The sequence below is a fragment of the Endozoicomonas sp. 4G genome, from assembly GCF_023822025.1.
In the GTDB taxonomy this organism is placed as follows: Bacteria; Pseudomonadota; Gammaproteobacteria; order Pseudomonadales; family Endozoicomonadaceae; genus Endozoicomonas_A.
Genome location: NZ_CP082909.1, coordinates 5217188 through 5229161 on the forward strand (window position 1 = coordinate 5217188; position 11974 = coordinate 5229161).

Annotated in this window: 12 protein-coding genes; 4 read left to right on the forward strand and 8 right to left on the reverse strand. The window is 52.1% G+C overall.

Translation table 11 applies throughout. The annotated features are described in order from the left end of the window. Positions 1 to 194 precede the first annotated feature (194 nt). The 4 genes from speE to speB are packed head-to-tail and all read left to right on the forward strand — an operon-like array spanning position 195 to position 4939. On the forward strand, positions 195 to 1073 hold the full coding sequence (speE, locus tag K7B67_RS20635) for a polyamine aminopropyltransferase (RefSeq protein WP_252177735.1): 879 nt from the start codon (positions 195 to 197) through the stop codon (positions 1071 to 1073). Further along, complete coding sequence (speA, locus tag K7B67_RS20640) at positions 1066 to 3078, forward strand: biosynthetic arginine decarboxylase (RefSeq protein ID WP_252177736.1); 2013 nt, start codon at positions 1066 to 1068, stop codon at positions 3076 to 3078. Before speE ends, speA begins: the two co-directional genes overlap by 8 nt. Next, positions 3078 to 4016 carry an S-adenosylmethionine decarboxylase proenzyme gene (locus K7B67_RS20645; protein WP_252180621.1) on the forward strand — a complete coding sequence of 313 codons (939 nt, stop codon included), beginning with the start codon at positions 3078 to 3080 and terminating at the stop codon, positions 4014 to 4016. The genes speA and K7B67_RS20645 overlap by 1 nt, the downstream gene beginning before the upstream one ends. Beyond that, entirely contained in the window at positions 4013 to 4939 is a 927-nt protein-coding gene (gene speB / locus K7B67_RS20650) for an agmatinase (RefSeq protein WP_252177737.1), read from the forward strand. The genes K7B67_RS20645 and speB overlap by 4 nt, the downstream gene beginning before the upstream one ends. Before the next feature lie 12 nt (positions 4940 to 4951). On the opposite strand, the gene K7B67_RS20655 is transcribed toward speB, so the two are convergent. From K7B67_RS20655 to K7B67_RS20690, 8 genes are all read right to left on the reverse strand, one after another. After that, positions 4952 to 5521, reverse strand: a complete 570-nt coding sequence (locus tag K7B67_RS20655; protein WP_252177738.1) for a YiiX/YebB-like N1pC/P60 family cysteine hydrolase — start codon at positions 5519 to 5521, stop codon at positions 4952 to 4954. After that, positions 5522 to 6358: a shikimate dehydrogenase gene (gene aroE / locus K7B67_RS20660; protein WP_252177739.1), complete on the reverse strand. Its 837-nt coding sequence runs from the start codon at positions 6356 to 6358 to the stop codon at positions 5522 to 5524. 13 nt (positions 6359 to 6371) lie between these two features. Continuing rightward, the gene (hemF, locus tag K7B67_RS20665) at positions 6372 to 7322 is read right to left on the reverse strand and encodes an oxygen-dependent coproporphyrinogen oxidase (RefSeq protein WP_252177740.1); all 951 of its coding nucleotides are present in this window, start codon (positions 7320 to 7322) and stop codon (positions 6372 to 6374) included. A 55-nt stretch (positions 7323 to 7377) separates the two neighbouring features. Then, positions 7378 to 7923 (reverse strand): L-threonylcarbamoyladenylate synthase, encoded by a 546-nt coding sequence (locus tag K7B67_RS20670; RefSeq protein WP_252177741.1) that lies wholly within the window; start codon positions 7921 to 7923, stop codon positions 7378 to 7380. A gap of 18 nt (positions 7924 to 7941) precedes the next feature. After that, complete coding sequence (locus tag K7B67_RS20675; protein WP_252177742.1) at positions 7942 to 9063, reverse strand: 5-(carboxyamino)imidazole ribonucleotide synthase; 1122 nt, start codon at positions 9061 to 9063, stop codon at positions 7942 to 7944. 4 nt (positions 9064 to 9067) lie between these two features. Then, positions 9068 to 9553, reverse strand: a complete 486-nt coding sequence (purE, locus tag K7B67_RS20680) for a 5-(carboxyamino)imidazole ribonucleotide mutase (protein WP_252177743.1) — start codon at positions 9551 to 9553, stop codon at positions 9068 to 9070. 148 nt (positions 9554 to 9701) lie between these two features. Further along, positions 9702 to 10832, reverse strand: a complete 1131-nt coding sequence (gene dprA / locus K7B67_RS20685; RefSeq protein ID WP_252177744.1) for a DNA-processing protein DprA — start codon at positions 10830 to 10832, stop codon at positions 9702 to 9704. A gap of 6 nt (positions 10833 to 10838) precedes the next feature. Further along, on the reverse strand, positions 10839 to 11867 hold the full coding sequence (locus K7B67_RS20690) for a LysM peptidoglycan-binding domain-containing protein (protein WP_252177745.1): 1029 nt from the start codon (positions 11865 to 11867) through the stop codon (positions 10839 to 10841). Between the last annotated feature and the right edge of the window lie 107 nt (positions 11868 to 11974).

Genomic DNA, 11974 nt, shown 5'->3' on the forward strand with positions numbered 1-11974 from the left:
TTTCAAGGGTTTAATTCGCGCATTCTAACAACCCTGAGCTTGATCAAGGGTCGAGTCCCCCGCCAGAGTGAAGCACCTCCATAATGGTTTCGATTCACTGCTGGTCCTGAATTTCCAGACTCTCTACTGCTACCCCAACAACTGGCTGGTTGGACCTTCCCGTTATTAAGATCGGTTTTATAAGGAAAGGCATCATGCTGAAAGACAACACATACCTTGAGACCCTCTATGATGGCTACGGCCAGAGTTTTTCTGTCGATGAGATGCTGTTCGAGCAGAAAACCGAACACCAGCACCTGGTTATTTTCAACAACAAACTGTTTGGTCGCATGATGGCGCTGGACGGTGTGATCCAGACCACAGAAAAAGATGAGTTCATCTATCACGAAATGATGACTCACGTGCCTATCCTGACCCACGGCAATGCCCGGCGGGTACTGATTATCGGCGGGGGTGACGGGGGTATCCTGCGTGAAGTGCTCAAGCACAAAAGCGTTGAGCACGTCACCATGGTGGAAATCGATGGCGCGGTGGTCGAGATGTGCAAAAAGTGGCTGCCCAATCACTCCGCCGGTGCCTATGAAGATCCAAGAGCCAACCTGGTGATTGACGACGGCATCCACTTTGTCAGTAACCGAGAACAAACCCCCGACGGCAGTTTTGACGTTATCATTTCTGACTGCACAGACCCCATTGGTCCCGGTGAAGTACTGTTCTCTTCAGACTTCTATGCAGGCTGCCAACGCCTGCTGAAAGAAGATGGCATTTTTGTCGCCCAGAACGGCGTCTGCTTTATGCAGTTGGACGAAGTGGAAACCACCACCCGCCGTCTGGGTCATTATATGAAAGACTGCTACTTCTACAGCGCCGCTGTGCCCACCTACGTCGGCGGTATCATGACTTTTGCCTGGGGTGCCAAAAACCCTGAAGCCCGTCACATTTCTCTGGCAACAGTGACTGAACGTTTTGCAACCTGTGGAGTCGAAACACGGTATTACACTCCCGCTATCCATAAGGCAGCGTTTGCTCTACCCGGATACGTAGAAAAGGCGATACAGAAGGTCCATGACTAACCCAGCAATACCCGGCTTTCCGGAAGTCTCAACTGACAACCTTGAGCCCATTGACAACCTTGAGCGCATAGACAGCCTTGAGCCCACAAACAGCGAATGGAGCGTGGAAGCGTCACGCTCCACCTACAATGCCCGCTATTGGAGCCAGGGATACTTCGATATTAACGACAATGGCGAAGTCGTCTATTTGCCTAAGGGCAGACCGGCGGTCAGTCTCAATAATATTGCGGCTCAACTGGTTCGCAAAGGTGCGTCACTGCCGATCCTGGTGCGTTTCCCGGAGATTCTTCATGACCGGGTTAACACACTGTGCGACGCCTTTAACCAGGCCATTGGGGAATATGGCTATGGCAATGATTATCTGGCGGTTTATCCCATCAAGGTGAATCAGCAGCGGGCCGTGGTCGAAGAGATTCTGGACTGTCAGTCCGCCCGACAGGATCGCCAGCTGGGCCTTGAGTGTGGCAGTAAACCTGAGCTGCTGGCGGTACTGGCCATGGCCAAGCGCGCCAGCTCTGTCATTGTTTGCAATGGCTACAAAGACAGGGAATATATTCGTCTGGCGCTGATCGGTGAAAAGCTCGGGCATCAGGTCTACATCGTCCTGGAAAAAATCACTGAGCTGGAAATGGTGCTGAAGGAGGCCAGGGAACTGGGTGTCTCCCCAAGACTGGGCCTTCGTGTTCGCCTTGCGTCCCAGGGCCAGGGCAAATGGCAGGCCAGCGGTGGCGAAAAGTCCAAGTTTGGCCTGTCTGCCAGTCAGGTACTGAATGTCATCAAGCGGCTCAAAGACAATGGCAATATGGACTCCTTGCAGCTGCTGCATTTCCATCTGGGTTCCCAGATGTCGAATATTCGTGATATCCGCAAGGGTATCAGCGAGTGCGCAAGGGTTTATACCGAACTGTGTCGTCTGGGTGCACCGATCCATTGTCTGGATGTGGGTGGCGGTCTGGCTGTGGACTATGAAGGTACCCGAAGCCAGAGTTCCTGTTCCATGAACTACAGCCTCCAGGAATATGCGAACAATATCGTTTATACCCTGGGGGATCTTTGCGCTGAGCAAAACATTCCGGTACCAAGAATTATCTCCGAGTCGGGTAGAAACCTGACGGCGCACCACGCGGTCCTGATCACTGACGTAGTGGGTGTTGAAAGCTACGAGCCGGAAGAACTTTCGGCCCCGGGCAAAGAAGCGCCGCAACTGCTCCATAATATGTGGCGCTCCTGGGAAGACCTGGTCAAAGGGGTTGAGCAACGGGCACAGGTTGAGCTGTTCCACGATACCCAGAGTGACCTTTCCGAGGTTCATTCCCAGTTCGAAATGGGCCTGCTGGATCTGGAACAGAGAGCCTGGGCTGAAAGTATTAATTTGAGAATCTGTTATGAGCTGTCCAGACGACTGTCTCATAAAAACCGTTCCCACAGACCGCTGATCGATGAACTGAGTGAAAAACTGGCTGACAAGTTCTACGTCAACTTTTCCCTGTTCCAGTCTTTGCCCGATGCCTGGGGCATTGACCAGGTGTTCCCGGTATTGCCGCTTTCCGGCCTCAACCGACCTCCCCAAAAGCGTGCGGTTATGCTGGATATTACCTGTGATTCCGATGGCACCATTGACCAGTACGTTGATGGCCAGGGGATTGAAACCACTTTGCCCGTACCTGAGTGGCATCCGGACAAGCCTTATATGATTGGTATTTTCCTGGTCGGTGCCTACCAGGAAATTCTGGGGGACATGCACAATTTATTTGGCGACACCGACACAGTATCCATTCGTGTCACGGACCTGGGATTGATTGAGATGTTTGATTTCCAGGCCGGAGACACCGTCGAAGATGTTCTTAATTACGTGAACCTGAAACCAGAAAGCTTCCTGCATACCTATCAGAAACTGGTGGCAGAGTACCTGCCAGAATCAAACCGGGCTCAGGTGCTGGCAGAACTGGAAGCAGGCCTTAAAGGCTACACCTACCTTGAACACCTTGGAGGAAATGAGCTGTGATGTTCTTCGAAGGCTCTGAAAAAAAAGTAGAAGTCATTACAGCAGCTGAAGCAGGCTCGCTGCGTGAGCTGGGCAAAGACTTCTGGTCTGCTGTTGTCGCCAAGGCTCAGGCGGAAATTCTGACGACCCTGAGCAATGACTATTGCGACGCCTACCTGCTATCTGAATCCAGTCTCTTTGTCTGGAAAGACCGTTTCCTGATGCTGACCTGTGGCACCACCACCCTGGCCGATGCCTTCCTGTACTTTCTGGAGCACATCGCCGACAGGCATATTCTGTTTGCCAGCTTCCAGCGCAAGAATGAGTACCTGTCACATCTGCAGAAAACTTCTTTTGAGCAGGACATTCATCGGATTCAGTCGGAACTGGAGGGCAGCGCATTCCGCGTTGGCAGTCTGGACAGTCATCACAACTATATTTTCCATCTGAATCGTCCTTATCAGCCCCAGGACGACGACCAGACCAGCGAATTACTGATGTATCACATCAAGGGAACCGCGGCTCAGTACCTGCGCAGTGAAGGGCAAACCATTGAAGGCATCCGGAAATTACTCAGACTGGATGAAATCCTGCCGGGTTTTGATCTCAGTGACTGGCTGTTTGAACCTTTTGGTTACTCTCTCAACGCCATCAGGGGTGATCGTTACGCCACTTTCCATATCACGCCTCAGGAGGAAAGCTCCTATGTCAGCTTTGAAACCAACCTGAATATGGAGGACACCGCCATTCTGGAAAAGTTGCTGGAAGCCCTGTGCCCGGGCAGCTGGGATCTGATTGGCTTTAATACACCGGCTCCCCTGCGTGAAAATGGCAAGTTCAGTTGTCTGACGGAATGCCGTCTGCCTCTGAAGTGCGGCTATGATATGAGTTTCAATCATTACCAGCACAAAGATCAGCGCCCGGTAAAGGCCGTTGAATTGACGGGAAAAACATTATGACAACACTGAAAAAAAAGGAAGATCACTCTCTCTACGCCAATGCCTTTGGCTTTTTGCGACGGCCTCTGGATTTCGACCCTGTTCAGTCCGATGCTGACCTGATTATTACCGGCATTCCTTTTGATCTGGCAACAACAGGACGCAGTGGTGCCCGTTTTGGTCCTGAGGCTATTCGCAAGGCTTCCGTTAATCTGGCCTGGGAAGGCAAACGCTGGCCCTGGTTCTTTAACCTGAAAGACCATCTATCCATAGCTGACTGCGGTGACCTGGTGTTTGAATGCGGTAACGCCCAGGATATGAGCGATGCCCTGTTCCAACATGCCGACCAGTTATTGTCTGCTGGTAAACGTATGCTGACGTTTGGCGGTGATCACTTTATTACCCTGCCTTTGCTAAGAGCCCACGCCAAACATCATGGCCCTTTGGCACTGATCCATTTTGATGCTCATACCGATGACTATGATCAGGGTGGCCAGTTCGACCATGGAACCATGTTTTACCATGCCCAGACTGAAGGGTTGATTGACGCTTCCGTTTCGACCCAGATTGGTATTCGCACCACTTACGACCGGAAGAATACGCTCTTCAATGTTCTTGATGCCAATTACGTTAACGGTGCTCCTGTAGCGGAGATCATCGGCAACATACGTGAAAAAGCAGGTGATCGTCGTGTTTATCTGACCTTTGATATCGACTGTCTGGACCCGGCTTATGCTCCGGGCACCGGCACACCGGTTTGCGGCGGCCTGACCTCTGACCGGGCTTTACAGCTACTGAGAGGTTTGCAGGGACTGGATATTGTCGGTATGGATGTGGTTGAAGTCGCACCGGCTTATGATCACGCCGATATTACCGCACTGGCGGGTGCTACGATTGCGCTGGAGATGCTTTATTTGCAGGCATCTCAATCAAAAGACAGTTGACAAACATTCAGCTCAGACAAGCTGCTCGCTGGCGGCCTGTCTGGCAGGAAGCTGTCCTATCACTCTGATCACATCAAGCCTGTTGGAAGATGAGAGCAGGGCAGGATGTGAGCCTGCTTCCGGAAATATCGGTTCTCCCTTGTTAGCCAACCTGAACGCTTCCAAAACAAGATCGCTGCAATAACAGATTCGACCACCAATATCGGATTGCGCATGATCTTCCGAAGAGACACCATCATTGTGAGGAATATGTAATTGCTCATCCACGAAGGCCAAAGCTTTATCCACTAAAGGAAGCCATGGGGACTTGAGACGAGCTACCAGAATGCAAGGTCGTCCCAGTCCATCACAAACAGATTTCCCGATAAATTGATTCAGGGTTATTGTCTGAACCTTTGGCATAACCGCTTCAACCAACTCCCCGCTGCTCCTTACCATGGCCACATGATTCAGAGCCATGCCATTGTGACCAGCAAACAGTCTACTGGTAGCCCACTCCTGCTCTCCCCCCTTGCGGAGTTGAAACAGGAGGTCACCTTTTTGCAGGTCTGGCACAAGTGCGGAGTTTGGTTGCTGGGTCATTTAGCCACCGGAAAGCTCATTTCTCAGCATTTCCAGAACAGGAGTGGTCTCCGGGCGAACCCCTCTCCAGATAGCAAATTGCTCTGCGGCCTGTTCCACCAGCATACCCAGACCATCAATAACCGTTCCTGCACCCTGATCCAGGGCCCACTGATTGAATACGGTATGAGACGCTGAATACATCATGTCGTAACAGCAGGTTGAAGGAGCAATCACGGATGACGGGACAGGGGGCAGGTCGCCGTGCAAACTGGCGGAAGTACCGTTGATAATGATGTCAAAAAAACCTTCCAGTTCTGAAAAGCCGGAAACTGTTACGAGTTGCTCCGGAAACAGGCCAGCCAGGGTCTCGGCCTTGCTGACCGTTCGATTGGCAATCACCAGCTCCGATGGCTCCTGGGCAAGGATCGGCTCAAGGACACCTCTTACCGCACCACCAGCCCCGAGAACCAGCACCCGCGCGTCCCTGATTGAAACACCATTGTTGACCGTCAGATCCTGAACCAGACCCAGCCCATCGGTGTTGTCGCCATTGAGAACACCTTTGTCATCCACCCAGAGGGTATTCACGGCCCCCGCTTTTTCAGCCCTTGCCGTTCGCACGGCTGATAGCTGCCAGGCCTGCTCTTTAAACGGAACCGTGACACTGAGACCCAGGTAGCCACCATTATCAAAGAAACGTTTTACGGCCTCCTCAAAGTCATCAACGGGAACCAGCTGGGCGTTGTAACTCAGCCTGTGCCTGACGGACTCGGCAAACATCGCATGAATTTTGGGCGATTTGCTGTGTTCAATGGGGTTTCCCATCACAGCGTAGTGATCAACAGGTATGGCCATAATGTTTTCTATCTCAGACCCACTCTCTTGGTTTCAGAAATTCATTGTACAAACGAGCCTCTTCCGTCCCGTCTTCCGGGTGCCAGTTGTAATCCCAGCGCACAACCGGTGGCAGGGACATCAGGATAGACTCGGTGCGCCCGCCGGATTGCAGGCCAAATAGTGTGCCTCGGTCGTACACAAGATTAAACTCAACGTAACGCCCCCGCCGGTACTCCTGAAAATAACGGTTTTGTTTCGTGTATTCTGTGTTTTTACGCTTCTGGACAATGGGCAGATACGCTTCGATATAGCTGTTGCCCACCGCCTGCATAAACTCGAAACAGCGTTCAAAGGGCCATTCGTTGAGGTCATCGTAGAACAAACCGCCGATACCACGGGGCTCATTCCGATGCTTCAGGAAGAAGTAATCGTCACACCATTTCTTGTAACGAGGATAAACCTCTTCTCCAAAGGGCTCACAGGCCGATCTGGCCACCTGATGCCAGTGCTGGCAGTCTTCTTCGAAACCATAATAAGGCGTCAGATCATAACCGCCACCAAACCACCAGACCGGATCAGCGCCTTCTTTTTCGGCAATCAGCAGACGAACATTGGCGTGGGAGGTCGGCACAAACGGGTTTCTTGGGTGAATGACCAGAGAGACACCCATGGCCTGGAAACTGCGACCTTCCAGCTCGGGTCTTTTCGCTGTGGCGGAAGGGGGCAGTTTGTCGCCTTTCACGTAAGAGAAGTTCACCCCCCCTTTTTCGAACAGAGAGCCACCTTCAATCACCCGGGCACGGCCACCACCGCCACCGTGGTAGTCCCAGGTTTCTTCACGAAAAACAGTACCATTGTCTTCTTTTTCCAGGGCGTTACAGATAGTGTCCTGTAAAGACAACAGGTATTGCCTGACGTGCTCTACCTGTTCGCTGCTGTTTTCTGAACGGGTGGTTTTTCCAGTATGGGCATCAGTCACCATAATACTCCCTGAGCTGGCTGGATAAAAAAGAGAAGCAAGTTTAACAGAGCCGGAATCAACCAGCCCGGATCAGTTGTCCTGTCCGAAGATCACGAATTTCAGAGGGTTCGGTCTGTGGGCCGGTTTCACCGGCAACAATCAGGGACAGCTGGTTCCCCATCTGTTGCTGAACCTGTTGCTCTGTCATTAAAGGGGGTTCTCCTGCCCGGTTGGCAGAAGTGGATACCAGTGGCTGCCCGGCCTGTTCACAGAGCTTTTTAACCACCGGGTGGGCACTGACCCTGACAGCCACCGTATCGAAGGCTCCACGAACCCAGTCCGGTGTCCATTGGTCAGGATCTGGCAGCAACCAGGTGTAAGGGCCGGGCCAATGGGCTGATAAAGTTTCAAGCTGTACTTCGGTCAGGTTAGCGAGCAGAGGAGCCAACTGTTGTTGAGAGGAAGCAACCAGTATCAACCCTTTTTCAACGGGACGATGCTTGATCGCCAGCACCTTATTAACAGCGTCCCGATTCCAGGGGTCACATCCGAGCCCCCAGACTGCCTCTGTGGGGTAGGCGATGACACCGCCCTGTTCGATAACAGCCTGAACTTTAGACATAGCGTTTTATCAACTTGATCAGCGAGTGGCGGAGTTTAACGCAGGATAGGCTGCCTGATCGAGCCATTGCATCAGATCACGGAGCTTGCTTTGCACACTGTCAGTATTCTCGCCACACACATTAATGTGACCCATCTTGCGTCCGGGTCGTTTGCCTTTGCCGTACCAGTGAACATGAACCCCTTCCATAGCAACCACCGCTTGAGGAAGCGTGTCTTCACCCAGGATGTTGATCATGGTGGTTTCACGGATAAGACGGGTACTGCCCAGGGGCATTGCACAAATCGCACGCAGGTGATTTTCAAACTGACAGGTTTCAGCCCCTTGCTGAGTCCAGTGCCCGGAGTTGTGAACCCTTGGCGCTATTTCGTTGACCAGCAGGGAACCATTGACATCAAAAAACTCCAGAGCCAGCACTCCGACATAGCCCAGAAGCTCAGCCACAGCAATAAACATCTGCTTTGCCTGTTCCTGCAAAGCCTGATCGGTGATTGCCGTGGAAAGACTCAGCACACCGTTGGTATGAACATTCTCGGCCAGAGGGTAGACCGCAACCGTGCCATCGGCACTGCGGGCGCCGACCAGTGAGACTTCCCGATCAAAAGCCACAAACTGTTCGGCAACAATGGCCTGATGTTCAGTTGCTGCGATACATTCCGCCATTTCTGCCCAGACAGCATCGGCCTGTCCGACCTCTGTTAACCGCCATTGCCCTTTACCGTCATAACCGCCCAGGGCACTCTTGAGCACCATGGGTACGCCCACATGCTCAATCGCTGTCTGGAAGTCCTGATAAGACTGGATGACAGAGTATCGGGCATTTTTCACACCCGCATCATCCAACAGCTTTTTCTCAATACGGCGGTCACCACCGGCTTTGATGGCTTCTGAAGAAGGCAGGAATTTACCGCTTTTCTCGCAGATAGCCAGAATATCAAGGGGGATGTGCTCAAATTCTGCGGTAATCACATCAGCCTGCCTGATCGCCGATTCCAGGTCATCACCGGTGGTCATTTGAGTCAGCGGGTGAACCACTGTTTTGCTGCCTACGTCGTAAGCACTGATTTGAATGTTCAGCGGTGCGCCAGCCAGTGACATCATTCGCGCCAGCTGACCGGCCCCCAGCACTAAAACCTGCATCAGATTAGTCCTCAGCCGGATCGGGATTAGCCAGAACCGTGTCGGTTTGTTCTTGACGGAAAGCTTCTATCTTAGCCATAACCGCTTCGTTGTGCGTACCAATGATCTGAGCGGCCAGAATACCAGCATTGGCCGCACCAGCCTCGCCAATAGCCAGCGTTCCAACAGCAATCCCTTTAGGCATCTGGGCGATAGACAGCAATGAATCCATACCTTTCAGGGCCTTGGACTGAACCGGTACGCCCAGAACCGGCAGGCTGGTAAAAGCAGCTGCCATACCCGGCAGGTGCGCTGCACCGCCCGCGCCTGCAATGATGACTTTAAGACCGCGCTCTTTAGCACCTGTGGCATAGTCAGCCAACAGCTGGGGGGTCCGGTGTGCTGAAACCACCCGGGTTTCATAAGAGACGCCAAACCGGTCCAGCATTTCTGCTGCCCGTTTCATTGTTGGCCAGTCTGACTTTGAACCCATGATAATGCCGACTTCCATCTAACGCTCCTGTAAGTCGTGTAGTTATAGGTAGGTGACTCGGGGTAGATTATATGAAGAGTTCTGCGTTTGAGCGAATGGGCATTTGGAAAATCATGGGATAAATTATGAGCGACTGGAAAAATGATCGTTTTTTAATGAGAAAGAGCTAACCTGTTCTGATATACCCCCCTGACACCGACTCAATAAACCCCTCCAGCTCCATCTCCGTCAAAATAACAGACACTTCATCAAACGAGAGCCCCGATACCTGGCAGATCAGATCCACACTGACGGCTTCACCGTTGATATTTTCCAGGATGACTCGCTGAACCCCTGATAAGTCAGGACTGATGGGTTCGGGTTCAGGAGAAGATTCCACAAGCGCTCTGAGATAGCTCTGCAATTCAATCAGGATATCCTCAGCCGACTCAACCAGAACTGCCCCTTCTTTTATGAGCTTATGGCAGCCACGGCTGAGAGGATTTAACACAGAACCCGGCACGGCAAACACTTCCCGTCCCTGCTCAGCAGCCAGTCGGGCGGAAATCAGTGAACCGCTGTTAAGAGCAGCCTCAACCACCAGCACACCGGCTGACAAGCCACTGATGATGCGATTTCTTCTTGGAAAATGTCCGGGGTTAGCCGTCGTCCCCAGGGGAAATTCGCTCACCACGGCGCCCTGCATGGCGATGGCCTTGTAGAGGTCGCCATGGCTTCTTGGATAAATCACATCCACCCCGGTTCCCAGAACCGCTATGGTGCTGCCATAACTGCCAAGTACGCCCTGATGGGCAGCGGCATCAATTCCCAGTGCCATGCCGCTGGTAATGACCAGCCCTTTTCGGGATAGGTCTCTGGCCATCTCCTGGGCCAGTCGGCGGGCCTGGGGAGTGGGTCGGCGGCTACCGACAATCGCCAGCTGAGGCTCATTCAATAAATCGATATTTCCGATCACGTAGAGCAGGGGAGGAGGGTCACTTAATTCTTTCAGAGCCACCGGGTATTGCGGCGATTGCAGGGTAATAATGTGATGAGCGGTGCTGGCTTCCAGCCAGGCTCGACAATGGTTCAGACGCTTAACAATATCCGGAGTTTCAGGATTTCCTGATAGTTGCGCTGCCAGTTTTTCCGGCAGCCCCATTCTCAATGCCTGATAAGAGGCTGACAGAATAGCGTCTGCTGAACCAAATTCCCGGATCAGACTGTTGAAGCGAACAGCCCCTAATCCGGGCTGAAATGAAAGCAGCAGCCATTTGTATAACAGCTGCCAGTTGGCATCATGGAATTGCTGAGTCATGGTATCTCAGGGGCTTTTAAGAGTATCGCCTACACCTATTTCTTCATAGGCAGTCAAAACAATACCATAGCTCACTTTTTCAAAAGGTCGATAAATCATGATCATGCCCGCTCTCTCAGGAGGCAGGTTAACCATTTCACCGCTGACTTGATCCTTAGCCTTCAGGTTCTTGTAGGCATTGAGTATATCGCCCTGACGCAAGCCTTCCCGGAAACCCCGATTAATAATGACGCTGCTGAACTGACCGGCTTTTTCCACAGAATCAACAACAGAAACAATTTTGCCTGTCACCGGGGCATCAGGTGCCCTGGGGAAAAAAGTGGTTTGCAGATTGAAGACGTCTGCCGGTACCACTTTATCACCCGGCTTCACTTCCTGCAGACTTGTCCGGATCTTGAGACTGGCAATGCCATTGTTTACTTTTTGCAGGGAGGCATCGGCAACTTTATGACCGATAATACCCAATATTTCACCGCTGTCAGGATCCCTCAAAATGTCTGCGCCTCGAAGAATGTCGAGATTCTTATCCAAAGAACCGATTCGCCCCCGAGCATAAACCTTGTCGCCCGCCCCGCTGATGATTCGTTCCTGTCTGGAAGCAAATATATAAGGAGCACCGTCCAACGCCAGTTTAGAGGTAAATACCCGGCTGCTCTTGAGAAAGGCATCGATTGCGCTGAGCGGAATAGCAGGAATAGCCGCTTGCGCGGGCAGGGTTCTGACTTTCGGGCTGAGCTTGATGGTTCTGCCACTATGGCCACGACGAAGAATCGTCAACCTCGGGCGACCATCGATGTAGATCAGGCTCACCAGATCTCCAGGGAAGATAAGATCGGGGTTATGAATCTGAGGATTTGCGTGCCAGATTTCAGGCCACAGCCAGGGGCTTTTCAGGAAACGGTTGGAAATATCCCAGAGCGTGTCCCCTTTTTTTACCAGGTAATCCTGGGGAGAATCAGCCTTGATCGGGCCATCATAAGCCATCCCTGATGACCACAGGCAGAGTAGTAGAACGCCCAGTAATGCGCTTCTCATGAGTTCCCAATCCCTTGCAAGACTAAATCACTATTATTCTCGACCAGCAACGGCCTTTCTGTACCTGCTGAGCAAATCCCGGAACTATCCAACTCGCTGATTTTTGC

Coding starts and splice junctions, on each gene's coding strand:
- K7B67_RS20675 (WP_252177742.1), bottom strand. CDS start 9,063: ATGCAGGTTTTAGTGCTGGGGGCCGGTCAGCTGGCGCGAATGATGTCA.
- K7B67_RS20645 (WP_252180621.1), top strand. CDS start 3,078: ATGTTCTTCGAAGGCTCTGAAAAAAAAGTAGAAGTCATTACAGCAGCT.
- K7B67_RS20690 (WP_252177745.1), bottom strand. CDS start 11,867: ATGAGAAGCGCATTACTGGGCGTTCTACTACTCTGCCTGTGGTCATCA.
- K7B67_RS20655 (WP_252177738.1), bottom strand. CDS start 5,521: ATGACCCAGCAACCAAACTCCGCACTTGTGCCAGACCTGCAAAAAGGT.
- purE (WP_252177743.1), bottom strand. CDS start 9,553: ATGGAAGTCGGCATTATCATGGGTTCAAAGTCAGACTGGCCAACAATG.
- dprA (WP_252177744.1), bottom strand. CDS start 10,832: ATGACTCAGCAATTCCATGATGCCAACTGGCAGCTGTTATACAAATGG.
- speA (WP_252177736.1), top strand. CDS start 1,066: ATGACTAACCCAGCAATACCCGGCTTTCCGGAAGTCTCAACTGACAAC.
- K7B67_RS20670 (WP_252177741.1), bottom strand. CDS start 7,923: ATGTCTAAAGTTCAGGCTGTTATCGAACAGGGCGGTGTCATCGCCTAC.
- speE (WP_252177735.1), top strand. CDS start 195: ATGCTGAAAGACAACACATACCTTGAGACCCTCTATGATGGCTACGGC.
- speB (WP_252177737.1), top strand. CDS start 4,013: ATGACAACACTGAAAAAAAAGGAAGATCACTCTCTCTACGCCAATGCC.
- hemF (WP_252177740.1), bottom strand. CDS start 7,322: ATGGTGACTGATGCCCATACTGGAAAAACCACCCGTTCAGAAAACAGC.
- aroE (WP_252177739.1), bottom strand. CDS start 6,358: ATGGCCATACCTGTTGATCACTACGCTGTGATGGGAAACCCCATTGAA.